This window comes from Stieleria magnilauensis, from assembly GCA_007753675.1.
GTDB lineage: Bacteria > Planctomycetota > Planctomycetia > Pirellulales > Pirellulaceae > Stieleria > Stieleria magnilauensis.
This window is the reverse complement of sequence record CP036432.1, coordinates 4,256,496-4,280,417: the sequence shown is the minus strand read 5'-3', so window position 1 is coordinate 4,280,417 and position 23,922 is coordinate 4,256,496. Positions and strand designations below refer to the sequence as shown.

The window sequence follows — 23,922 nt, the reverse complement described above, 5'->3', positions numbered from 1 at the left end:
TGCTAAGTAACCCTCCTGTGTGCGGGAGGGTCGAGCGAAGCGAGGGTTTCGACCAGGGTTCCCCGCCCGATGAATCAACGCAACAGGCCGTCCCATTCGGGCGGCCTGTTTTCATTTGCGGTATAGATTGGAGCCCGTAGGCTCGCGTCAAACGGCTGATCATCGTTTGGCATCAGCCGGTTCGCGCCAGCGTCCGGCCTCGCCGTTGACGTACACGTCGATCAAGCGGCTCGCTTGGTCGTGTGCTCGAGCGCAACAGGATCCGACTGCGACAGACCGACTGTGGCACCATGATCCGCATCGCCCTGCTGCGACACATCGGTTTGGAACACCCAAGCCATCGCCACCAGGATGTGATCGCTCCAGCGAATCAACATCATCTCCGTCCGCGAATCCTTGCCGCCGTAAATCGGCAGGCGTCGGCCGATGCGCGAGGCAAAGTCGCGAATCAGAAAGTGCGCCAACGCCGGACGCCGGATGAAAATCTGAACCGGAAACGCCAGCGAACCGACGGTGGGGAGACAGCCCCAGAGTAAGGCTTCGGTATGTCGGATGCCGCGGCCGCACGCCAACCAGTTCGACAGCGTCGCCACGGCACGCGCCAACGGCAACAGCAACCAGGGCAACAAGAACCAGGCATTGCCGGTCACCACTGCGGCAGCCACACCGCCATATTTCGCCGGTACCACCCAAGGCGAACAGGCCTTGATCGCCAAATGCAGGGCCATGCCCCGCGCATACGTCGCGACCTCGTTCGCATCGACCTGACCAACCAAATCGGACGCCTCGTCCGAACCGATTCGTTGCTCGGATTCCCAGCGCCGGATCGAACGGCGGATGTACCGCAATCCCACGTAAGTCTGATAGCGGCGTCGTGTCAACAGATGCCACGTCGCTCGCGCCGTGCGGCTGAGATGACGCCGCGTCCTGGCCACCAACCGACGCCACGAGTCCAGTCGCAGCGGAGCCGGCTCGCACGTCTTCCAGCGAGCGGTGTGATCCATTAGCGCGTCGACATCGGCCTGCCCGGCTAACCGTGATGAACGCAACTGGCCAGCATCCAGATCATCAAACGGCGGCCAGGTTCGCTGGCCGGCGGCGAGCAGCCAATACTTGGGGACCAAGATCGCTGGGATGCCGGATTCCAAATCGATGATCGTGTAACGTTGTCCGCGACGCAATAAATTGGCGGTGGAAACCATCGCCCGCGGATCGACCTGCCAGCCGCTGCCGGTCAGTCCCGCTTGCACCAGAGCGTCTTTGGCACGGTGCATCACCGACACCAATTGATCGATTTCGCCCGTCGCCTCGCCCAGGCCGGTCGGACGGACACCACGACCGTCAACATGCTCGGCTGCCAGCACCCAACCGGGGGCTGCGGCATCAAAGCGGACGTAGAGCGGAGCAGCGACGTCGACGTCCACGCCCGCCCGTTGCAGAATCTCGGCAGCCACGCGGCGGCGATAGAAGCACGCCATGATCGCGTCGCGGTTGAATTGATAGGCGAACGGGGCGAAAAAGAAGATCCGATAGATCGCGCGAGTCAATCGCCCCGGGCAAAACACTTTCTCGACACAACGGACCGTCGAACCGTCTCGGAACGCCGCATCGACCAGCCGCGCCGTCGCCGCCCGTCCTTTTCCAAGTTCACGGACGACACGCACGTCGGTGGGAGCGTTTTCGGTCGGGTCCAGTCGTTCTGATTTCACAGCATCGGCGTCGCGGAAGGTCGAATCGGTCCGCCTGTAGCAGATTCGGCGTTGCTGTGACAAGCCGGCTACGCCCACGACGCGTCCCCAGCACGTGGCGTCAGCCAGTGGCGGGTGTCGCCCGTGAACCCGCCACGCGCCGCCCGCTGACGCATCCCGCTGAAACCGCACCAGCACGTGGCGTTAGCCAGTGTCGGGTGGTCACCGTGAACCCGCCACGCGCCGCCCGCTGACGCATCCCGCCAAAAAAGACTGATTGACACCTCGTCACCTAGCGATATATTGGTTATTGGATTGCGGAAACATCGACAATAAACTCCCGACGCATCGTGAAACCGAGGACCGAGATGATTCGAAAAAGTTGGTTTGGAATTCTGGCCTTGGCCATCTGTGGCTTGGCATCCCACCCCGCCCCGGCTCAGTTCGGTGGACTCTTTGGCGGTCCCAAGATCGAAACGATCAGCACCGACGAATTGCAGTCGTTGCTGAAAAAGCAGCAGCAAGCCGCCGCCGACGCGAAAGCCGCCGGGCACGACGCACCCCCAGCGGACTTTGTGGTGGTGGACGTTCGCTCCGACGCCGAAGTCAACGTGTCGATCATTCCCGGAGCGATCACCAAGAAGCAGTACGAAGCGAATCTTGAGGGCTATCAGGGGCGCACGGTGATTCCCTATTGCACCGTCGGCGGCCGCAGTGGTGCCTACGCCAAGCAGCTCGCCGCCAAGGGCGTCAAAGTCAAGAACTACAAGGGCAGCATCTTGAAATGGGTCGACGCCGAACTGCCCTTGGTCACGCTCGATGGCAAGCCGACCACTCGCGTGCACACCTACAGCGACCGATACAAGATTCCTTCAAAGTACGAACAGGTCACCCAGTGAACGCCTCACCGGCCAACGGTTCGCTGAAAAATATCGTCCTGCTGGGCATCGGTCATACCAATGCCCATCTGGTCAAACAGTGGATCAGCGAACCGATTGGTGGTTGTCGATTGATTTGCATCAGTAAGTTTCCAGCGGCGACGTATTCGGGGATGTTGCCCGGCACGTTGGGGCTGCAATTCAGCGAGCAGGAGATGCGAATCGATTTGGCGGCCTTGGCCCATCGCGCCGGTGCGGAGTTGGTCATCGCCGACACCCAGGGCATCGATTTGGATGCCGGGCAGCTTCACTTTCACGATCACGAACCGATTCGGTTTGATGTCCTGTCGATCGGGGTCGGCTCGATGCCCGCTGGTTGGGAGCAGCATACCCATTCGAAGTTGTTGGTCCCGATCAAGCCGATGCAAACGTTTTTGCAGCGGTTGGAGTCGCACCTGAGCGACCAAGCGATGAGCCCGCCGACAGACGACAACGCTCCGCTACGGGTCGCCGTTGTCGGCGGTGGCGTCGCCAGCGTCGAGATCGCGTTTTGTTTGCAGCAGCGGTGGCAGAAACGCGACGACGATCGCGAGATCGAAATTGAGATCTTTACCAGCAGTCCGCACGTGGCCGACGGGATGCCGAGCCGAAGCGTGCGTTCGATCGAGAAACTGCTCCGGCAACGTGGGATCACGGTGCACCGCGGTCATCGCGTCGATGCCTTGACCGACACGACGCTCCGCACCGATGACGGCCGAATCTATCGATCCAACGGCGTCATCTGGGCGACCGGTGCCGCCCCGCCTCCCGTGCTCGCCCGCCTCGGGCTTCAAACGGATGATCGTGGATTCATCGCGACCTCCAAAACGTTGCAATCGCTTTCGGACGAGCGGATCTTTGCCGTCGGCGATTCGGGAACAATGATCGAATCGCCATGTCCCAAAGCCGGCGTGTATGCCGTCCGGCAATGTCCGATTCTGTGGCACAACGTCAACGCCTTGCTCAACCAGAACGCGATGCAGCATTTCGATCCACAACGTGACTTTTTAAAGCTGCTCAACACCGGTGACGGGAAAGCCATGCTGCAGTACGGCTGGTTCACCGCGCATGCTCGATGGTGCTGGCGGCTGAAGACGTGGATCGACAAGCGTTTTGTCAGCGAGTACCAGTTCGATTCCGACTTTGATGGCAGATCAACAGCCCCAACCATGGACGATCCTTCAGAGGAGCCCCAGTCGTGCAAATGAAATTGATGCGTAAATGGTTCGCCGCCTTGGGGCGAATCGGCATGATCGGCGGCGGCCTGTTGCTGTTGGTGGCGATCATCGCTTGGCTCTCCGGCATGTTCGAAGACAAAGTCCAACCGGGCTGGACGGGGCGTGGCGTTCCCAAGCACACCGACCAGCCGACCGACATCGTGCATGAGATCGAAAAGCCGTACATCGAGGAGGCGATCGGGACGCTCAAGGCGTCCAGTCGCACCGTCGTCTCGTCCAAGTTGCTGGCGACGATCACCGAGATTCACGTCACCGCGGGCGATCAAGTCCAGCAGGGACAGGAACTGATCCGTCTGGACAGCAAAGAATACGAAGCCCGACTCGACCAAGCCAAGCGGGCGCTCGAAGCCACCACGGCCAATCGTGAGCAAGCCGAAAAAGCGTTCCAGCGTGCGACCACCCTGCAACAACAAAATGCGTTGTCGCGATCCGAATTCGATCTGGCCCAACGTGACCTGCAGGTGGCCACCGCGAACGAATTGCAAGCCATCAAGGCGATCCAAGAAGCCGAGGCGTTGCTTTCCTACACGGTCATCAAAGCCGCCAAGAACGGCCGCATCGTCGATCGCACGGCCGAACCCGGAGACATCGCCCGTCCCGGCGAGCCGATTCTGACGCTGTACGATGCGACCTCGTTGCGGCTGGAAGCGCCGGTGATGGAACACCTGGCGGTGAAACTCAACGTCGGCGATCGTCTGAGCGTATATGTCGACGCACTCGATCGAGAATTCGATGCCACGATCGACGAAATCGTTCCCCAAGCCGACGCGCCCAGCCGTTCCTTTCTGGTCAAAGCCAGTTTGCCCAAGTCCGAAGAGCTGTACGAAGGGATGTTCGGACGCCTGCGAATCTCCGCGGGTGAGCGCCGGCACTTGTGTTTGAACACCGACGCGTTGATCCAGGTCGGACAACTCGATTTCGTCGACGTCGTGCTTCCCGATGGAAACATCGAACGCCGGCTGGTCAAAATCGGGCAGCTCGGCATGCCCGGCCGCCAGGAAGTGCTCAGCGGGATTGAAGCCGGTGAGCGGGTGGTGTTGCAAGCCGGCGATGCGGACGCAGGAGGCACCGAGTGATGACGAACGACGGCGACGAAGCAAACGCCCCCGACACGCCGCTAATGACGCGGATCGTCGAGATTTTTTTACGCGGTGATGTCGCGATCCTGTTGATCGGGGTCTCGCTGCTGCTGGGCACGGCCGCTTTGTTTTTGACACCCCGCGAGGAGGAACCGCAAATCGTCGTGCCGATGGCCGACGTGTTTGCCTCCGCCCCGGGCTTGTCGGCCGAAGAAGTGGAACGCCAGGTGACCGATCGACTGGAAAAGCTGTTGTACCAAATCGATGGCGTCGAATTCGTCTATTCGATGTCTCAGCCCGGTCAATGCGTCGTCACGGTGCGTTTTTACGTCGGTGAAGATCGCGAAGACTCGCTGGTCAAGATTTACAACAAGATCAATTCGTCGACCGACAAAATTCCGCCGGTCGTCGAGTCTTGGGTCGTCAAACCGATCGAAGTCGATGATGTGCCGATTGTGATCGCGACCCTCTGGTCGGATCAGACGCAGCGTTACGGCGACCACGAGCTTCGTCGGATCGCCGAAGAAGTGCAGCGGGAACTGCAGGCGATTCCCAATACGAACCGCGTCGAAGTGGTCGGCGGACGGCCCCGCCGCATCTCTGTCAACTTGGACGCCCAGCGGTTGGCCGCCCACAAGACGTCGCCGCTGCAGGTCGCCCGGGCGCTGCAGGTGGGCAACGTCACGGCCCGCAACGGCAGCTTCGAACAACAGAACACACAATTCAACGTCGAAACCGGCACCTTCATCCGCGACGTCGCGGAATTAGAAGAGATCGTCGTCAACGTGGCCGGCGGACGACCGGTGTATCTGAAGAACATCGCAACGGTCGTCGATGGGCCGGCCGAAGCGGACAGTTACAGCTGGATCGGATTCGGCGCGGCGGATCCATCGTACGGGGATCGGACCGAACTGTATCCCGCCGTCCACATCTCGGTGGCCAAACGCAAGGGGGCCAATGCGGTCCGCGTGGCCGGCGCGGTCGAAACCAAACTGCACGAACTGGAATCATCGCACTTGCCCAGCGGAACGCATTTCCGGGTCACGCGTGATTACGGCGAAACCGCCAACGAGAAGGTCAATGAACTGATCGAAGGGCTGGTTGTGGCCGTCCTGACCGTGGTCGGGTTGATCGGTTTGACGATGGGGTGGCGTCCGGCATTGGTGATCGCGCTGGCGATTCCGGTCTGCTACAGTTTGACCCTGTTCGTCAATCTGATGGTCGGCTATTCGATCAACCGCGTTACCATGTTCGCGTTGATCCTGGCTTTGGGGTTGTTGGTCGACGACCCGATCACCGACGTCGAAAATATCGCCCGCTACTTCACGATGAAGATCTTTCCACCGCGCAAGTCGGTCCTGCGCGCGGTTCAAGAGGTTCGCCCGGCGTTGATCTTGTCGACGCTGGCCATCATCGTCAGCTTTCTGCCCCTGGCATTCATCACCGGCATGATGGGGCCCTACATGGCACCGATGGCGCTCAACGTCCCGTTGACGGTCACCGTTTCGACGATCGTCGCGTTTGTGATCACGCCCTGGTTGGCGATGGTTTCACTCAAGCAACTCAACCAAACGGGTGATGAAGACGACGCTTATGATTTGACGACCCGCCCGCTGTATCGTCTGTCCCGTTTCGTGCTCGCGCCGATCCTCTCGCGCGCCCTTTACGCCTGGGGTGTCCTGTTGGGCATCGCGTTGTTGTTTGTCATTGCGTTGATTCCGCCCGTGTTTCGCTGGGTGCCCGTCAAGATGCTGCCGTATGACAACAAGAACGAATTCCAAGTGGTCATCGACATGCCCGAGGGGACGACGCTGGAACGGACCGATGTGGTCGCCCGGCGGATCGGTCGATTCATCGGCGGTCTGGCCGAGGTCAGCGATTATGAATTGTTCGTCGGCACGGCATCGCCGATGGATTTCAATGGGTTGGTCCGACATTACTTTCTGCGCCAAGGCCCACACGTCGCCGACATTCGCGTGAACCTGTTGGCCAAAGAACAACGGGTTCAGCAATCCCACGAGATCTTGCTCCGTATCCGCGATGAAGTTACCGAGTTGGCTGAATCGATGGGCGCAAATATCAAACTGGTGGAAGTTCCCCCCGGACCGCCGGTGCTGTCGACGATCACGGCCGAAGTCTATGGGCCGCCTGACGGAACCTACACGCAACAGATCGACGTCGCACGCAATGTGATGGGCCGGTTGAAACATGAACCCGGCGTGGTTGACCTGGATGTCAGTGCCGAAGACGACCAAATCCGTTTCGTGTTCGAAACCGATAAAGCGAAAGCAGCCTTGTCGGGGATCTCCACCGAAACCGTCGCCCAAACCGTGGCAACTGCGCTCAGCGGCAATCGGGCGACGGTCTTGCATCTGCCGCAGGAAGTGGAACCGCTGTGGATCGAACTGAAACTCCCCCGGGCGAGCCGATCGGCACTGGATGATTTGGAAGAGATCTACGTCCAGGGAGAGGGCGGACAAATCGTTCAGCTCGGTTCGCTCGGACGGTTTCGAGAAACGCTGGAAGACAAGGCGATCTATCACAAAAATCTCCGCCGCGTCGTTTACGTCTACGCCGAGGTCGCGGGCCGACCGCCGGCCGACGCGATCATGGACGTGGAGTGGGATCGACGCACGGCGTTGGCAGATGATGCCGCGGCGGCAGACGACGCCCGCGGCGAACCACGGCCCGTCGGCCGGCGTTCCTGGGTTTCCCTCGGCGGTGGCGTTCCCTGGTCCGTTCCCGACGGCTATCAGGTCGAGTGGGCCGGTGAAGGGGAATGGGACATCACGCTGGATGTGTTTCGCGACCTGGGCTTGGCATTCGGTGCCGCCTTGGTCGGCATCTTTGTCGTGCTGATGTTCCAAACCGGTTCGCGGACGCTACCGTTGTTGATCATGTCGGCGATTCCGTTGTCCATGATCGGCATCATGCCGGGTTTTTGGGGTTTGAATCTGATCATGAATCAACCCGTCGGGGGTCACCCCAATCCCGTGTTCATCACCGCCACGGCGATGATCGGCATGATCGCCTTGGCGGGGATCGTGGTACGAAACTCCGTCGTCCTGATCGACTTCATTCACCTGGCACAGGCTGAAGGTTTTGGGTTGGAAGAGTCGATCATCCGCAGCGTCGCCGTCCGCACCCGACCGATCTTGTTGACCGCCGGCACGACGCTGTTGGCCAACTGGGTGATCACGCTGGACCCGGTGTTTTCCGGTTTGGCCTGGGCCATCATCTTTGGAATCCTGACCTCCACGTTTTTCACCCTGATCGTCATTCCCGCCGCCTACTGGTTGATCTATCGCGGCGAAACACCCTCCACACCAACCCCCGCCGAGGAGCTTTGACATGCAATGGCTGATGCAACCCTGGCCCTGGTGGCTCTCGGGGATCCTGATCGGTTTGACCGTTCCGCTGCTGTACCTGTTGGCCGGCAAAGCGTTCGGGATCTCGACCAGTCTGCAAGAGATCGGTGCGCTGTGTTCCCCCCACAGCAAACTGGAATACTTTTCCAAGTTCGACCGCAAAGCCAATCTGTGGACGATCGTGTTCGCCATCGGGATCGCGATCGGGGCCTTCGTGGCCACCCAATTTTTGTCGGCGGACCCGAAACCGTTTCTGCCGGCCTCGATGGAAAGTGTTTCCGGAGCGATCAAGTTACTCGTCGGCGGATTCCTGATCGGGTTCGGAACGCGTTACGCGGGCGGTTGCACGTCGGGCCACTCGATCACCGGCATCGCCAACTTGAATTGGCCCAGCCTGCTGGCGACGGTCTGTTTCTTTGCCGGCGGGTTGGCCGTGACGTGGGGACTCGGTGGGTGGTTGTTCTAACGAGGAGATCATGATGGAAACGATGACGGAAACAAACGACTCGCAACCACCCAAGCAAGCCGAGCAAGCCAAGCCCGCGACTTCTCCAGCGGCCTACCTGATGGTGCTGCTGATGGGCGTTTACTTGGGCATCCTGTTTAGCAAGAGCGAAGTCGCCCACTGGCAACGCATTCACGACATGTTTTTGTTTCGTGAAGCCCACATGTATTTGATCATCGTGACGGCCATCGTGGTCGCGATGTTTTCGATGCAGGTCATCAAACGATTCCAGATCCGGTCGATCGAAGGAAAGCCGATCAAGTACTCGCCCAAACCCTATCACACCGGTGTCGTCATCGGTGGCATGTTGTTTGGCGCCGGGTGGGCGATCACGGGTGCCTGCCCGGGACCGATCTATGCCCAAATCGGAGGCGGCCAGTGGATGGCGCTGTTCACGCTGGTCGGCGCGTTGCTGGGCATGTTCAGCTATGCCGCCCTAAAACCGAAGCTGCCGCATTGATAACCTCTGGGCGCGATTGGCACACCCGCTGTGCGATATGGCGCAGTCGCGATGCCGGTTTCTCGGCGCGGGTTCGGTCGGGCCGAGGCCCGTCGGCGGGCGTCAAACGGTTGGTCTTGGATTGACATCAGCCGGTTCGCGGCGTCCGGGCGTTTCAATCGACCTCGATCTCTCCGTTCCGGCACGGTGTTTGCCCCTGCCTGCACCCCAAACCGAGGCCGCCCCCCCAACCGTCCAGGTCTCACCGAACTCAAGCGGAGGAACGGGCAGATGACGCAATCGAGTGAGCAATCGGAAATCGACGCGATCAAGCGAGTGATCGCCGAAGGCGGAGCGATGGATTACGTCGACGTGGTCGACGCGGTGGAAAAGCGTTTTCGCATCAAGACGTCGGCGGCCACGGTTGAACAAGTCCACCACGATCTGGTCAATGCCGCCGACGAGGTTGCCGACCAGGTGGGTGGAGCCGACGATCATTTCAGTCCGAGCCTGGGTGTTTCGATGACGGCAAAGCTGCCATCGGAGTCGGCCGGCGCGACGTCGGCCGAGGGCACGTCTAACGATCACATGACCCTGGCGATGCAATTCGTCAAATCCGTCGGGGGATTGAATCGAGCCAAGAGCGCGTTGGCGGAGCTGGAGGCGATGCTTCGACGTTAGCGTTGGGCGGCCTCGCGCATCACCGGACGGCTCGCGCCGTTCCGCTAACACGGTGCGTTCGCGCATCAGCAAATTCGTAGCGGCAGGGCGCGAGCCCTCCGGTCTCGCATCACCGGACGGCTTGCGCCGTTCCGCTAACACGGTGCGTTCGCGCATCGGCAAATTCATAGCGGCAGGGCGCGAGCCCTCCGGTCTCCCATCACCGGACGGCTCGCGCCGTTCCGCTAACACGGTGCGTTCGCGCATCAATGAATTCGTAGCGGCAGGGCGCGAGCCCTCCGGTCTCCCATCACGACTCCCCGTTGACCTGTCGCAATTGAAGCGTGTCGATGATCTTGTCATCGGCCAAGGCGTTGGTGATCACGACCAGCCATTCGCCGCGCGTAGCCCAACCCTTCGCTTTCAGCTGAGCCAACGCTTTTTGAATGGTGTGTTCGGGGTCATCGGAGAACTCCATCAGAAAGGGCTCGACGCCCCACGGCAGCATCAATTGATGGAACGTCGACGGGATGTCGGTGAACGCGTAGATCGGAACCTCTTGGGCCCGCATCGCGCCGAGCACGTAAGCCAGGAATCCGCTCCGCGTGAACACGACGACGCCGGAGTGACCGAGTTCTTTGGCCAACACCACTGCCGAACGAAGCATCTTGGCCTTGGGCGTGTGAAGCTGAATGCGTCGATTGATTTGGCCATCGACCGACGGCTCGATGCTCTCAACGATATTCTTCAGCACTTCGACCGCTTCCAGAGGGTACGCGCCGACGGTCGTTTCACCGGACAGCATGATCGCGTCGGCTTGTTCTCGAATGGCGTTGGAAACGTCTGAGATTTCGGCGCGGGTGGGGATCGGAGACTGAATCATCGACTCCAACAGATGCGTCGCGATGATCACCGGTTTCCCCTGGACCTGGCAGGCATTGACCAGCTGGGTTTGGACCAGCGGCAATTTGTGGTATTCGATTTCGATTCCCAGATCACCGCGTGCGACCATCACGCCGTCAGATTCTCGAATGATCTCCTCCATGTTTTCCACGCCCGCCTGATCTTCGATTTTGGCGATGATCTTGGCGCAGCTATCGAGTTCATCGAGAAACGCTTGCAACGTGGCGATGTCGGCAGCCTGGCGTACAAACGAGAGCGCGACGAAGTCCAACCCGGCGGCCACACCGGCACGCAGATCCGTTTCGTCTTTGTGGGTCAGGGCGGGCAAATTGATTCGCGTGCCCGGCAAGTTGATGTGTCGACGTGATCCGAGTTTGCCGGGTGTGATGACTTCCAAGGCCACCGAGCAGTCCGTCTTCTCCATCACCTTGGTTCGCAGCAGCCCGCTGTCGATCAACACGGTCGCGCCGACTTCGACATCGGCGGGCAAGTCGGGGTAATTGACCGAGACGCGGTGCACGCCATCGTCGCTGAGTTGAAACGGTTGCGTGTGCAATTCCAATCGGTCCCCGGACTTCAACTCGATCGCGGCATCGACCGGCCCGGTGCGCACTTCGGGACCCTTGACGTCCATCATGATGGCAACTTCGCGTCCCACATGATGCGAGGCCTGGCGAATTCGCGCGATGATCTCCCCCACCCATTCCACGCTGCCGTGAGCCATGTTCAGCCGAATGATGTCGACGCCGGCCTCGATGAGGGCTTCCAGCTTCTCAAGTGTCTCGGTTGCCGGACCGATCGTCGCGACAATTTTGGTGTGCCGAAAGGGGCGTTGCGTATCAGCCATGGTGAACTCACTGCCATGCAAACAGAACGTGCGTCGAGACCGATGACAGTTTGGCGGACGCGATATCCGATGCAATATCGATCTGAACGATGGCTAAATCACGACCATGCATGCCAGTTAGCGTGCACCTGCACCACCTAGGAAATCAAAAAATGGCCGCGTGTCGCCAACGGCGCTCTCTCCACGTCAGAACGCTTTGCAGTGGCATGATGGCCTGAACCTCTGACAAGGCGTTGCGGTCCGATGCGTAGAAATTCACCGAAGCGTGGCGATGACCGTCCAAAACGATCCCACTGATCGGTTAAACTGATCGGTTCAATGGAGGGAGTCTGGGGGAGCGCGTGAGCGTCTGGTTTTGCAGCAATCTTTTCTGGGGTGGGTTCGATGACTCGTAGGCTTCGCTCTGTCACGGTGCTCGCAGCGGTTTGGGTTTGCGGGGTGGTCGCGTCGGTGGCCCCCTCCCAAGAAGATTCAGCCCAAGAAAGCTCCGCCCGGCAAGCTGAACACTCGAATCAACCGAGCGAGCCGTCAACGCCACACCGCGCTGATGAACGGTCGATCGAAACGGCCATCGACCAACTGTCCGACCCCAAATTCTCGCGGCGGCACGCGGCCTATCTGTTCTTGATCGAATGCGGCAGGGACGCGATCGCGAGTTTGGAACATGCCGCCGGCGACGACGATTTCAACGTTGCCGAACGATGCGTCCGCGCGCTGGCGGAAATCACCCGCGACAGTGAATGCACCGAGGCGGCCCTGATGGCTCTCGACCGGCTCGCCGCGGACGACACCAAGCGAATCGCCAAACTGGCCGCGTCGGAATCCAAACGGTTGAGGATGACGAAAGAAGAACTCGCCGTGGAAGCACTGATCGCCGCCGGGGTCCGCGTCCAGCGATCCACCCGCGGAGAGATTTATTCTCTGCAAATCAGCCGCGACGAGGATCTGTTCTGGCTCAAGTTTCTTCCCCGACTGCGGCGAGTCAACCTGTCCGGCAACGGTATCACCGACGGCGGCCTCAAACACCTGTTCGATTGCAAACAGCTGACCGACTTGTCCTTCGCCGGCACCGCGGTGACCGACATGGGGCTGGCACAACTTCAACATCTTCCCGCGCTGACGGGACTGCATCTGCTCGACAACCGCTTCTCCGCCGACGGCATCCGACAGCTCAAAGGGGTCAAAGGGTTAACATCCCTTTCCTGGTTCTCTCCGATCGACATCGAGTCTTTGCAGGCCGTCGGTGAACTTCAACGCCTCACGTCCTTCAGCCTGTCGACAAAGCAGGTGACGGAACACTTGGTCGACGTCATCAGCCGTTTGACACAGCTGACGAAACTGCACCTGTCCGCGACCGGATTGACGGACCCGCAGTGCGAGCATCTGGCGCGAATCAAAACCGCCACCTACCTGTCCCTGATGCGGTCGCCCGAATTGACACTCGCCGGCTGGGAACATCTCGGCCGAATGGACCTGCATTCCTTGTCGACCTATCAATCCCCGATCACCGATGCCGGGATGAAATGTCTCGGCTCGGCGAGGGAACTGAGGTACTTGACCATCTCCGATTCGCCCGTCAGTGACGAAGGGCTGTTGCATCTGAAAGAACTCACCAACCTGCGATACATCAATCTTCGCGCGACGAATGTCACTCAGTCCGGCGCCGATCGCTTGAAAAAGCTGCTTCCCAATCTCCGCACGTTGAGAATCGATTCGCCGGGATTCACGCCCGCCAAAGCGTACAGCGTCACGACGGCAATCGACAAAAAGAACGTCCACCTGCGCACCGCACTGACCGACGCAACGCTCAAAGAGCTGCGTCAGGAAAAGGATGTCCACACCGTCTTCATGACCCGCATCAACAGCAACGATCAACAGGTCCGAATGATCGCCACGCTGCCGATCAAAGGACTGGTGATTGATTCCGACGCCGTCACCGATCAGGGGCTGGCCGCGTTGAAAGCGCATCCCCATCTGCAATCCTTGACCGTCACGTCCAACCGACTCACTGACGGATGCAAAGATGCCATCCTTGCCATCCCGTCGCTTTCCAAACTCTGGATTCAAAAGGCCCCGCTGACTGACGCGGGAGTCCAAGCGTTGATCACGGGGTTGTGCGACAAGCAGCAACTCGACTCGCTCAATTTCGGGAACTGCCCCCAGATCACCAACCAGGCGTTCGACGGCATCGCCGAACTCAAGTCACTGACCCAGTTGACGCTGCGTGACAATCCGCAACTTGATAGTGGAGTGTTTCGCTTCGTTCGTGAACTACCCGGGCTGACCGAAATTCGTCTCGAAGGCAACGTCGTCCAGGCAGCGGATCTGGAACTTCTGGGCACGCTGAAACTGGAACGACTGCACCTGAGCAACGCACGAATCGCCGATGGCGCCATGGCAGCACTGGTCAAGGCCTGTCCCGATCTCAAACAACTGGGGGTGGCGAAATCGAACCTGGATGATGCCGCGATGGCATCGATCGGCAAGCTCAAACAACTCGAATGGTTGTGGCTGTACGGAACATCCATCAGCGACGACGGACTGGCCGAATTGGATGACCTGAAAAATCTGAAAAACGTTTATGTCAGCGCCGACAGCGTCACTGCACTGGGTCAGCAGCGGTTCCTGCAGCAGCATCCCGCCGCCACGCTGCGACGAAACTAGGCCTTGAGTCGGATCGGGAATTTTTCCGCAATTGGCAGTCAACCCGCCCGCACAAATTCCCCACCTCGCGGAGCTTTTCTTCGTCAAATCGAGGTGCGTTTCTAGGTGAATTCCAAGCGAATTGCTTCCGATAGCAGACACTAACCCTCTGCTTTCGATGGAGCCCGCTTGTGCCGACCCGCCCAATTAGAAGTCAACTGAATCCCCCCCCAAAATGCGTCAAACGTGGACAGCTGCGCGCCGCGGTTGCCGGATTGACCGCCGGACTCGCGCTCGGCTTGGCCGGCGTCGCCGTCGCCGACGGAGCCATCCAGCTGACCGCGCCGGCTAACGTGACCGTGCCGAAGGACGTGACGGTCAGTCGTGTGGAGTCCAAGGCTGCGCCCGAGGTAACGCCCGAGGTGTTGCCTGCCGAGACCGCTTGGACGAAGCGGACTGAGACCACCGCGACGGGCCAGGAGCGCGCTTCGGCCGCCGTCGTCGCCGAAGACACGCTGACCCAGCCGGCTTCCAAGACGATTTCCGCAACACCCGCCTCCGGGCCCCTGGATCGCTTCCGCGGTGCCTTGCCGAGCCTGCCTTCCAGGAAACCCGCCGCCCCGTCGATCCCCACGCCGGGCGACGTGGAACTGGACAACGCCAACGCAACCCCACCGGAGCACGCCGACGAAGCGGTGGCGAAGCCGGACGCATCGCAAGACATCGGTCCGATGCACAGCGACCGTGCATCAAATGCCGCCGTGCTCGACGACGGCTGGGTCGCCCGTGACGCGATCAATCGTGTTTCGCCGCTGCGAGACCCTGTTGCCCAATCGGGCCGGGGGGGCGTGGAAGCGACGACGGAGTCGGCACCGGCGACGCGTCTCGCGCCGGCGCTGCCCCCGCAGGACGACTTCTCCAAACGCAACCGATCGCAGCCCCAATCGCAGTTCTTGTCACAGCCCCGATCGACGTCAGCCCGATCGATGTCCCTGGGAGAAGCCAAATCTTCCGTCGACTCGACACGCGCGGTTCCGGCTGGTGAACTGCCCTTGCTGCCACCGCCGGACGCCAGCACTCCCGCCGACAACAGCGACACCAAGCAGAGCGACACCAAGCAGAGCGACACCAAGCAGAGCGACACCAAGCAGAGCGAGAAGCCGGCGACCAAGGCGGACAAGCCCGCCACGTCGCTCAACGAGCCTCAGGGGCAACCTGTCGTCGACGACACCCAACCGCTGCCCAAACGAAAACCGCTGACCAACCTCGTCGAAAGCACCTCGACGGCGGTGAAGAAAGAAGCGACACAGAACGAAGTAACGCAGAAGGAAGCGGCGCAGCCGACCCGGCAGAGCGTCGACCGGAAACCCCCAGCCGACGCCGGTGCGTCGGCATCGATCAGCGACTTGCAGCCCGACGAATCGCCGGTCCTTGATTACACCGGGCGTCCCGCCGCCGAAGTCACTCCGACGCACACGGTTGCGAACCTGCGACGCGGCATCGAACGGATCCTGACCTACTTTTACCAGCGTCCAGAGATCGCCACCGGACGCAGTAACTGGGGCATGATGCACGCGATGATGGTTTTCGGTGCGGAAACCAAGGTGGTTGTTGGGCGCGAGCACTACAGCACGATCGCCTGGATCGCCGGCAATAATAATTGCCGTGGGCAACGTCTGCTGACCCACGACGCCAACGGAATCCAAGCCAAAAGCGGCGTCGGATTGCAAGGCCACCAGGGCCAGTTCCTGGCCGTGTTGGGCATGTGCAATGTTCCCACCGACTATCCCTTGTACGCCGGCAAAGTGAAGTACGATGTCGCAGCGTTGATCGACTCCGAAAAGCGGGCCTGCAAGGCGGGCGAAGAATTGACGTTCACGCTGATCGGACTGTCACACTATCTCGACACCGACAGCAGGTGGGTCGCCGCCGATGGAACCCGCTGGGATTTTGAACGGCTGATCGAAGAAGAACTCAAACAGCCGATCGTCGGTAGCGCCTGCGGCGGGACGCATCGTCTGATGGGCTACACACACGCCCTGCGCAAACGACGCGCCGAAGGCAAACCGATCACGGGCCAGTGGAAGCGCGCCGAAATCTTTACCGAAGACTTCGTCAACTATGCGTACTCCCTCCAGAACCGCGACGGTTCGATGAGCACCAATTGGTTCGACGGTCGAGCCGACAACGGAAACGTCGATCGCAAGGTCCAGACGACCGGCCATATCGTGGAATGGTTGTTGACCGTCACGCCGGACGATCAATTGCAAGACCGTCGTCTGGTCGCCGCCGTGGCGTTCCTCCTCCGCTCGATGGGCTCCGATTTGGATCACGATTGGAGCATCGGTCCCAAAGGACACGCGTTGCGTTCTTTGGCGATGTACCACCAACGCGTCTTCCGCGCCGGCACGCCCTGGATCCCCGAGTCGCTCGCCGATTCGGCGCAATCGCAACGTCGCCGATAGCAGATGATCTGGTAGGGCAGCAAACGTCTTCAGCCAGCCGACACGGCGTCGACCGGCTCGAGGCCTGATTACACGATCGAAACTCGAACGCCTCTGTCCATCTGATTTCGTGTATTCTTTGCCGTAGCGTTTCGACGCCGCGGCGCTGGATTTATTTTTCACGGAATCAACGATGCAACGTCTCACGCTCGCCGTCTGCTTCCTCGTCACCACCATCGTGTCGGCAAATTCGCATGCCGCCCCGCCCTCGGTCTCGGAACTCGCACGGCATGCGATGACGCACGCGGGCGACGCCCAACGCGGCAAGCAACTCTTTCGCGACGAACGCATCACCCGTTGCCTGACCTGTCATCAGGTCGGCCAGTCGGGCGGCAAGGTCGGCCCGGACCTGTCCAAGATCGGAGGCAAGTTTGATCGCATCCACCTGATCGAATCCCTGCTGGAACCGTCACGGCAGATCGTCCAGGGCTATCAGACCAGTGTCGTGCTGACCTCCTCCGGGGAGGTCCGGTCGGGTGTCATCACGCAGGAAAACAAACAGTTTCTGTTATTGACGGATTCGGCGGGCAAACAGTGGCGGATCGCCCGCGGTGACATCGAATCGATCAAACCGAGCGCCACGTCGACGATGCCCGATAACTTGGCCAAAGCGTTATCGAAGCAGCAATTCACAGACCTGATCGCGTACTTGGAAACGCTGCGTACCGGCGTCGGCGACAAATTCGGTTCCGCGACGCGCGGGCCGATTCGAATCCCCGCCGGCTACGAAATCCAGATGCTGGTCACCGGACTCTCCGGCGCGACCGCGATGGAAGTGCTGGACGACGGGCGTGTCCTGGTCTGCGAACAAGACGGTCATCTGAGAGTCGTCAAGCATGGCAAGTTGCTGGAACAACCGATGCTCACCCTGGACGTCGAACACCACTGGGAACGCGGCCTGATCGGTGTCACCGTTCACCCGGATTTCCCGGCGACGAATTGGTTGTACGTTTGCTATGTCGTCAAAGAACCGTTCACGCATCATCGCGTCAGCCGGTTTCGTGTCCGCGGCGACGTCGCGGACCCCAGCAGCGAAGAAATCTTGCTCCGCGGCGACGACCAGAGCAAGTTCGGCGGCAACGTCCCGGCCGGCCATCAAGGCGGCGCGTTGCACTTCGGCCCCGACCGAAAACTGTATGTCGGCATCGGCGAACAGACGGCAAAGAAACCCGCGCAGGACATGAAGGCCCTGCAGGGCAAGATCTTGTGCCTGATGGCAGACGGATCCATCCCACCAGACAATCCCTTCGTCGACCAAACCGAAGGCAAGTATCAAGCTATCTGGGCACTCGGTTGCCGCAACCCGTTTACCTTCGCCATCGATCAAGCCACCGGTCGGATGTTGATCAATGACGTGGGCGGGAAGTTTGAAGAAATCAATCCCGGGGTCGCGGGCACTAATTACGGCTGGCCCGACATCGAACACGGTCCGATCGATCGACCAGGCTACACCGGACCGATTCACCATTACCGCGAAGCCTCCATCGCCGGTGGCGACTTCGCCCCCGATGCCGCGGGCGCCCCACTGGCCGGCCGCTATGTCTTCGCAGACTTTGTGCACGGCTGGATCCACAGCATCGACGCCCGGACCGGCGGGCCCGCCGAGACGTTTGCCAGCGGGCTGCGGCGTCCGGTCGACCTGCGTTTTTCACCAGACGGGGCGCTGTATGTCCTGCTGCGAAATGCCTGGGTCGTCGACGATAAATTTCAACGCGACAGCGGATCGCTTTTGCGGATCAGTCGTCGGTAGAGCGACAGGGTGGGGCAAGGTTTAGGAATCGGTGGGTCAAAAAATGGGGTGGTCAAAAAATGAATATCCAACGCAGCCCTATCTCCCTGTCTCTTTCTGTCATCTCGCACGGCTGAGATTCCATCTAGTACGTTGGTCGCAAGTCATCTGTGCCCCATCTTTTGACCAGCTCATCTTTTGACCAGCTCATTTTTTGACCAACCCATTTTTGACCAACCCATTTTTCTGAACAACACATCGTTCCATGTCTCACCTTCGTCTCGCCACCTTCCATGCCGGACTGCGAATCAACGAGGTGCACGTTGACCAGCCGGTGGTGATCGGGCGACGAGATCCACGCAAAGGCGATCCGCCCCCGGTCGCCTTGCATCAGACGGCAACCGAGACGCGGCTGATCGTTGCCGATGTGCGGCAAAAGGAGATGTCGCGACAGTGGATGGAAGTCTCTCCGATCGAATCGTTTGCCTTTGAACTGAAGAATTTGCACGAGCACTGCCCGGTCGTGATCGTCGGCGATCAAGAGATCCCGCCGGGACAAACCCGCCGATTCGAGGAACAAATCCTGGTCGATTTGGGCGGACGGCTTTCCCTGCGGATCGAAGCGGTCGATGCGTCGGGAATGGGATCGGCCGACTACCGAAGCCTGGAAAGTCTGCCACTGGTACCCGGTGGGCAGGGCTTCGTCGAACACACCGCCGCGATCGGGCAATTTGCCCAATCTGAAGGCCAGGAGGTTAACAAGATGCTCCAGCTGGCCTTGCAAGTCGTCCAGGAATCGGTCGGCAGCAACGCGTTTTTTCAGAAGTGTGCCAGCGCGGCGGCCGAGATGGTGGATCTGGATCGAACCGTCGTCTTGCTGCGTGGCGAAACGGCCGAATCCGACAAGTTGCCCGTCGAGTCGGAATTGGAAGGCGGCTGGTTCCAGGTCGCCCACCACACCCGCGGTGAAGGATCGCTGGGCAACCCGCGCGGCCGGATCAGCACGACGCTGCTCAAACGTGTCCGCGAGACCTGCTTGACGGTGATTCACCAACCCAAGACCGCGGGAATGGGCGGAGCGAATCCCGCCGACGCGAACGTTGCCGACAACGACGCCGATCGCTTTGCGCCGTCACTGCAGAGCGTACAGTGTGCCGTCGCGTCGCCGATTCTGAATGCCGAACATCAGGTGATCGGTGTCATCTACGGCGATCGAACGATTTGCGCGAGCGGCGCGCTGTCCACCGGCATCAGCGACATGGAAGCGACGTTGATCGAGATCCTGGCCGGGGCGTTGGCCGGCGGCCTGGCTCGTCGAAACCAAGAACGCATCCGCAATTCCTTGGCCGAATTTTTCTCACCCAAGGTGGCCGATCAATTGGTTTCCGATCCGCAACTGATGGAAGCGAAAGAGATCGACGTGACGGCGTTGTTCTGTGACATTCGCAAGTTCAGCAGCGTGACGGAGAAACTGGGCCCGCGGAAAGCAATCGAATGGATCAACGACGTGATGACCGAGCTCAGCCAGTGCGTCATCGATTCCGACGGCGTGTTGGTCAATTACATGGGCGATGAAGTGTTCGCGATGTGGGGTGCCCCCGGCGACCAACGCGACCATGCCGACCGCGCCCTCGCGTGCGCCAAATCGATGCTGCGGGCGATCGAGAAGCTGCGTCTGCGGTGGAGCAGTGTGCTGCCACAGAAATTCGGAGCCGGGGTCGGGATCAACACCGGGCCGGCGCTGGTCGGCAACGTCGGCTCGCGGCAGAAATTCCAGTACGGCCCGTTGGGCAACACCGTCAACCTCAGTTCTCGTTTGCAATCGGCGACCAAGCAACTCGGTGTCGCCTGTTTGGCCGGCGAGACGACCGTGCAGTCGGCCGGATGCAGCGACCAATGCCGTCGACTGGCCAAACTGTCGGTCGTCGGCATCGAAGACTGCATCAACGTCTACGAGGTCACGGTCCAGCCCGACGAAACCTGGCGGCGACTAAAGATCGAATACGAGCAGGCGCTCGACGAGTTTGAACGCGGTTGCTTTGAGAAATCAGCCCGACTCATCGAAACCCTAATCAAGGCTTACCCCCAAGACCGCCCCAGTCGTGATTTACTGGAGCGTGCCCGCGGCCAACTGAATGAGCCTTCGAAGGACTTTGACGGCGTTTTGACACTGACGAAAAAGTAAACACGTTGCGAACGCTTGTCCCACTGGTAAGATCCGGCACGACGCATCGGGTCGAGTCCTTCATCACCTGCCCAACGCGATGACGCAAACGCTCATTCACGACTTGCTTTTTATCCTGGCCGCAGGGCTGCTTGCCGGGTTGATCTGCAGGTGGCTTCACGCGTCGGTGTTGATCGGCTATCTGGTCGTCGGCGCGCTGCTCGGCCAGGGCGTGCTCGGCTGGGTCCGCGATGAAACACACCAGTTGGAACACTTCACCGAAGCCGGCGTGTTTCTGCTGCTGTTTTCGATCGGACTGGAGTTTTCGCTCGATGACCTACAACGTTTGGGCAGAAAGTTCTTCATCGGCGGAGCGACGCAGATGACCCTGGTAGCGGTGCCCGTCGTTGCGCTGCTGGTCGCCTTCGGGATGAGTTGGCAATCGGCCGTCCTGATCGCTTCGGCGGTCGCGTTCAGTTCGACGGTGTTGGTTTTTAAAGCGCTCACCGAATGGGGGCAATCCCAGCGACCGCACGGTCGATGCGCCATCGGGATCCTGCTGTTCCAAGATGCGGCCTTGATTCCGCTCTTGTTGCTGGTCCCGCTCTTGACCGGGGAGGGCAATGCACCGAGTCCGCGTCAGTATTTGGCGTTGGCCGCCGTTTCGCTGCTGTTCGTGTTGGCCGTGATCACGCTGCGTTACTGTCTGTCCAACTGGTTGATCCCGTTGCTGGCGGGCTATCGCAGCCCAGAAATGGTGATCTTGTTTACGATCGTCTCGCTCGGCGGCGTGACGTTGGCTGCCCACGCGGTCGGCCTGCCGCCCGCGGTGGGCGCGTTCGCCGCCGGATTGATTTTTAACGGTAACCGCTGGACCAAGCAGATCGATGCGTTGGTGCTGCCGTTCCGCGAGACCTTTGCCGCCGTGTTCTTTGTCGGACTCGGATTGATCTTTGACCCCGCGCTGATTTGGCACGAACCGCTCGCGATGGGCGCCGCACTGGCGGGACTGATCGCGTTGAAAGCGTTGGCCGGAACTCTCGCGTTTCGACTGACCGGCATGCCGCTGCAACGTGCGTTCGGCATGGGGGTCGGACTGGCACACGTCGGTGAATTCGCTTTCGTCTTGATCTTGTTGGGTGTCGAATCCGGCGTGCTCCGCGAGATCGATTATCAACGTGTCATCGCAATCTCGGTCGGATCACTGATCTTGACTCCCTTGCTGATGAAAACGGGTTTGCGTTTGGTGCACGACGAAACCATTGATGTCGAAACACCCCGCAAGTCCGATTCCGAATCCACCACGACGCGACTGGCGACGATCATCGGTGCCGGCCCGATCGGCTCTCGAATTGCCTCCCAGCTGGAAACCACGGGGCAAGACGTTTGTTTGGTGGATCTCAGCCCCGTGAATCTGCATCCGTTTTCGCAGTTGGGATTTCGCACGGTCGCTGGTGATGCCAGCGACACGAGTATCCTGGAGCGTGCCGAAGTTCATCACGCCGGCGTCATCGTCGTCTGTGTCCCGGATGATCAAGTGGCCCTGCGTGTGGTCCGCGCGATCCGCAAGATCAACCCCGACGGCAAACTGCTGGTTCGCTGCCGCTACCAGGCCAGTGTCCCCAAACTGCGCCGCGTCGGTGCCGATGTCGTCGTCACCGAAGAAACCGAAGCCTCGCTGGCCTTGCTGCGGGAACTGAATCAATTGGAACAAGCATTCTTGATCCAGCGACCCTGACCCCCTTGCCCATCATGCACACCACCTCTCGGCCACTCGTTTTCGCAGCGTCGTTGCTGTTCGGCTTGGGTTCAATGGCAGCCGTGTCTGCCGACGTGATCCGAGTGTGTCGCGAGATTCACCGTCCCGATCAAGTGATCGAATCGGAATCCCCGGCCGGACCCGCCGATCGGGCAAAGCCTTCGATCACCGCTTCGGCTTCGTCGACGATCCGCCGGATCACGGTTGCCGCCGAGTCGATCGCGGTGACTTGTCCGGCGACCTGGCCGCCGAACATCGCCAGTTTTTCCAGTTCCCCGGTCATGGATTTCAACGGCGAATCCGTGCTCATCAAGTACACCGGACGGCCTTCTTCTTCGGCGACCTGTTCTCGCGGCATCTCGTCGGCGTGGTGTCCGAAGGGCTGCTGTTCGTACGGTTCGGTGCTCTGACTCTTGATCACACGGACGGCAGAGTGGGGCGGCCAGTTGATCGCATACGCGTCGGTGTGCAGCGTGTCGTCGGCGTCGGCCCGGACGATCTGACGTTTGTGGACGTCGTGGGCGAATGACTCGTGCGTGGCCAGCAACACCGTGCCACAGTGAATCCCCTGCGCGCCCATGGCCAACGCTGCGACCAGGCTGCGACCACTTCCAAAACCGCCCGATCCGACAACCGGAATCGAGGCCGCGTCGACGATCTGCGGCAGCAACACCAGCGAAGTGACCGTTCCGTGAACGTGCCCCCCGGCTTCCACTCCCTGTGCGACAATCACATCGGCTCCCGCCGCTTCCGCTTTGATCGCCTGGTCGACATCGCCGACCTGATACACGACCCGGCACCCGGCTTGCTTGGCGCGGTTGATCGCGTCCGGGACGACATCCCAGAAATAAACCATCGTGTGTACACCGGCACGCAAGCACGCATCGAGTTCGACACGAAACAGTTCGGGGTCGGTCGCCGCGGGGATGAGATTGACACCGAACGGCTTGTCGGTCAGCGATCGAACTTCGTTGATCTGTTGCGTGATCCGCTGCGGCGATTCGCGAACCATGCCCAGACAACCGAACGCGCCGGCATTGGAAACCGCGGCCACCAATTCCGCACGCGCCACGCCTCCCATGCCCGCCTGCAAGATCGGGTAGCGGCATTCCAGCACATCACACAGCGGTGTCTGAAGTGAACCGGTGGATCCCAATGGCTTGTCCTCGAACTGGTGTGACTGGAAACGGAATCCGCCTGCGCGAAGGGGCGGGGCGCCGGCGAAGGGATTGGGGGGCGATAGCTTAATGCCACTTACTTTGGCGACAAACGGGCGACTTTTGTTAGCGGCAGGGCGCGAGCCCTCCGGTCTTTCAAGGTCAAACCGGACGGCTCGCGCCGTTCCGCTACCTCCCTCAGTGCCAAAGTAAGTGGCATTGAGCGATAGCTGCAAGGACGGCGGCGTCGGCAATCACCTTGACGCGCCGCCCTATCCTATATGTTAATGTGTATATTCTCAGCCCGCTGACACAAGCTCAG

General features: G+C 60.4%; 15 protein-coding genes. 12 read left to right on the top strand and 3 right to left on the bottom strand.

Going from position 1 to position 23,922, the window contains the following annotated elements:
• Window positions 1-221: 221 nt before the first annotated feature.
• Complete coding sequence (locus TBK1r_RS15155) at window positions 222-1,709, bottom strand: hypothetical protein (RefSeq protein ID WP_145212132.1); 1,488 nt, start codon at window positions 1,707-1,709, stop codon at window positions 222-224.
• A 347-nt stretch (window positions 1,710-2,056) separates the two neighbouring features.
• Between TBK1r_RS15155 and TBK1r_RS15150 the strand changes: the two genes are divergently transcribed.
• The 7 genes from TBK1r_RS15150 to TBK1r_RS15120 all read left to right on the top strand — a co-directional run bounded on the left by TBK1r_RS15150 (window position 2,057) and on the right by TBK1r_RS15120 (window position 9,915).
• Complete coding sequence (locus tag TBK1r_RS15150; RefSeq protein ID WP_145212129.1) at window positions 2,057-2,587, top strand: rhodanese-like domain-containing protein; 531 nt, start codon at window positions 2,057-2,059, stop codon at window positions 2,585-2,587.
• Complete coding sequence (locus TBK1r_RS15145) at window positions 2,584-3,813, top strand: FAD-dependent oxidoreductase (RefSeq protein ID WP_419581369.1); 1,230 nt, start codon at window positions 2,584-2,586, stop codon at window positions 3,811-3,813. The genes TBK1r_RS15150 and TBK1r_RS15145 overlap by 4 nt, the downstream gene beginning before the upstream one ends.
• A complete protein-coding gene (locus tag TBK1r_RS15140) occupies window positions 3,810-4,919 on the top strand; it encodes an efflux RND transporter periplasmic adaptor subunit (RefSeq protein ID WP_145222642.1) in 1,110 nt (369 codons plus the stop codon). Before TBK1r_RS15145 ends, TBK1r_RS15140 begins: the two co-directional genes overlap by 4 nt.
• Complete coding sequence (locus tag TBK1r_RS15135; protein WP_145212123.1) at window positions 4,919-8,272, top strand: efflux RND transporter permease subunit; 3,354 nt, start codon at window positions 4,919-4,921, stop codon at window positions 8,270-8,272. The genes TBK1r_RS15140 and TBK1r_RS15135 overlap by 1 nt, the downstream gene beginning before the upstream one ends.
• Before the next feature lies 1 nt (window position 8,273).
• Window positions 8,274-8,756 (top strand): YeeE/YedE family protein, encoded by a 483-nt coding sequence (locus TBK1r_RS15130; RefSeq protein WP_145212120.1) that lies wholly within the window; start codon window positions 8,274-8,276, stop codon window positions 8,754-8,756.
• A gap of 22 nt (window positions 8,757-8,778) precedes the next feature.
• The gene (locus TBK1r_RS15125) at window positions 8,779-9,255 is read left to right on the top strand and encodes a DUF6691 family protein (protein WP_419581368.1); all 477 of its coding nucleotides are present in this window, start codon (window positions 8,779-8,781) and stop codon (window positions 9,253-9,255) included.
• Window positions 9,256-9,525: 270 nt separating this feature from the next.
• On the top strand, window positions 9,526-9,915 hold the full coding sequence (locus TBK1r_RS15120) for a hypothetical protein (RefSeq protein ID WP_145212114.1): 390 nt from the start codon (window positions 9,526-9,528) through the stop codon (window positions 9,913-9,915).
• 289 nt (window positions 9,916-10,204) lie between these two features.
• Here TBK1r_RS15120 and pyk read toward each other — a convergent pair whose 3' ends face one another.
• Window positions 10,205-11,644: a pyruvate kinase gene (gene pyk / locus TBK1r_RS15115; protein WP_145212111.1), complete on the bottom strand. Its 1,440-nt coding sequence runs from the start codon at window positions 11,642-11,644 to the stop codon at window positions 10,205-10,207.
• A 384-nt stretch (window positions 11,645-12,028) separates the two neighbouring features.
• On the opposite strand from pyk, the gene TBK1r_RS15110 reads away from it, so the two are divergent.
• The 5 genes from TBK1r_RS15110 to TBK1r_RS15090 all read left to right on the top strand — a co-directional run bounded on the left by TBK1r_RS15110 (window position 12,029) and on the right by TBK1r_RS15090 (window position 22,422).
• Window positions 12,029-14,308 (top strand): leucine-rich repeat domain-containing protein, encoded by a 2,280-nt coding sequence (locus TBK1r_RS15110; protein WP_145212108.1) that lies wholly within the window; start codon window positions 12,029-12,031, stop codon window positions 14,306-14,308.
• A 254-nt stretch (window positions 14,309-14,562) separates the two neighbouring features.
• Window positions 14,563-16,752, top strand: coding sequence for a hypothetical protein (locus TBK1r_RS15105; RefSeq protein WP_145212106.1), 2,190 nt, complete (start codon window positions 14,563-14,565; stop codon window positions 16,750-16,752).
• A gap of 172 nt (window positions 16,753-16,924) precedes the next feature.
• Window positions 16,925-18,541 (top strand): PQQ-dependent sugar dehydrogenase, encoded by a 1,617-nt coding sequence (locus TBK1r_RS15100; protein ID WP_145212103.1) that lies wholly within the window; start codon window positions 16,925-16,927, stop codon window positions 18,539-18,541.
• A 244-nt stretch (window positions 18,542-18,785) separates the two neighbouring features.
• Entirely contained in the window at window positions 18,786-20,705 is a 1,920-nt protein-coding gene (locus TBK1r_RS15095; protein WP_145212101.1) for an adenylate/guanylate cyclase domain-containing protein, read from the top strand.
• Window positions 20,706-20,784: 79 nt separating this feature from the next.
• Entirely contained in the window at window positions 20,785-22,422 is a 1,638-nt protein-coding gene (locus TBK1r_RS15090; RefSeq protein ID WP_145212099.1) for a cation:proton antiporter domain-containing protein, read from the top strand.
• 130 nt (window positions 22,423-22,552) lie between these two features.
• On the opposite strand, the gene TBK1r_RS15085 is transcribed toward TBK1r_RS15090, so the two are convergent.
• On the bottom strand, window positions 22,553-23,599 hold the full coding sequence (locus TBK1r_RS15085; RefSeq protein ID WP_145212096.1) for an NAD(P)H-dependent flavin oxidoreductase: 1,047 nt from the start codon (window positions 23,597-23,599) through the stop codon (window positions 22,553-22,555).
• Between the last annotated feature and the right edge of the window lie 323 nt (window positions 23,600-23,922).

Excerpts from the sequence above, each read along its gene's own strand:
- TBK1r_RS15140 (WP_145222642.1), top strand. The coding sequence starts at position 3,810 with ATGAAATTGATGCGTAAATGGTTCGCCGCCTTGGGGCGAATCGGCATG.
- TBK1r_RS15130 (WP_145212120.1), top strand. The coding sequence starts at position 8,274 with ATGCAATGGCTGATGCAACCCTGGCCCTGGTGGCTCTCGGGGATCCTG.
- TBK1r_RS15120 (WP_145212114.1), top strand. The coding sequence starts at position 9,526 with ATGACGCAATCGAGTGAGCAATCGGAAATCGACGCGATCAAGCGAGTG.
- TBK1r_RS15150 (WP_145212129.1), top strand. The coding sequence starts at position 2,057 with ATGATTCGAAAAAGTTGGTTTGGAATTCTGGCCTTGGCCATCTGTGGC.
- TBK1r_RS15110 (WP_145212108.1), top strand. The coding sequence starts at position 12,029 with ATGACTCGTAGGCTTCGCTCTGTCACGGTGCTCGCAGCGGTTTGGGTT.
- TBK1r_RS15090 (WP_145212099.1), top strand. The coding sequence starts at position 20,785 with ATGACGCAAACGCTCATTCACGACTTGCTTTTTATCCTGGCCGCAGGG.
- pyk (WP_145212111.1), bottom strand. The coding sequence starts at position 11,644 with ATGGCTGATACGCAACGCCCCTTTCGGCACACCAAAATTGTCGCGACG.
- TBK1r_RS15100 (WP_145212103.1), top strand. The coding sequence starts at position 16,925 with ATGCAACGTCTCACGCTCGCCGTCTGCTTCCTCGTCACCACCATCGTG.
- TBK1r_RS15095 (WP_145212101.1), top strand. The coding sequence starts at position 18,786 with ATGTCTCACCTTCGTCTCGCCACCTTCCATGCCGGACTGCGAATCAAC.
- TBK1r_RS15135 (WP_145212123.1), top strand. The coding sequence starts at position 4,919 with ATGACGAACGACGGCGACGAAGCAAACGCCCCCGACACGCCGCTAATG.
- TBK1r_RS15125 (WP_419581368.1), top strand. The coding sequence starts at position 8,779 with ATGACGGAAACAAACGACTCGCAACCACCCAAGCAAGCCGAGCAAGCC.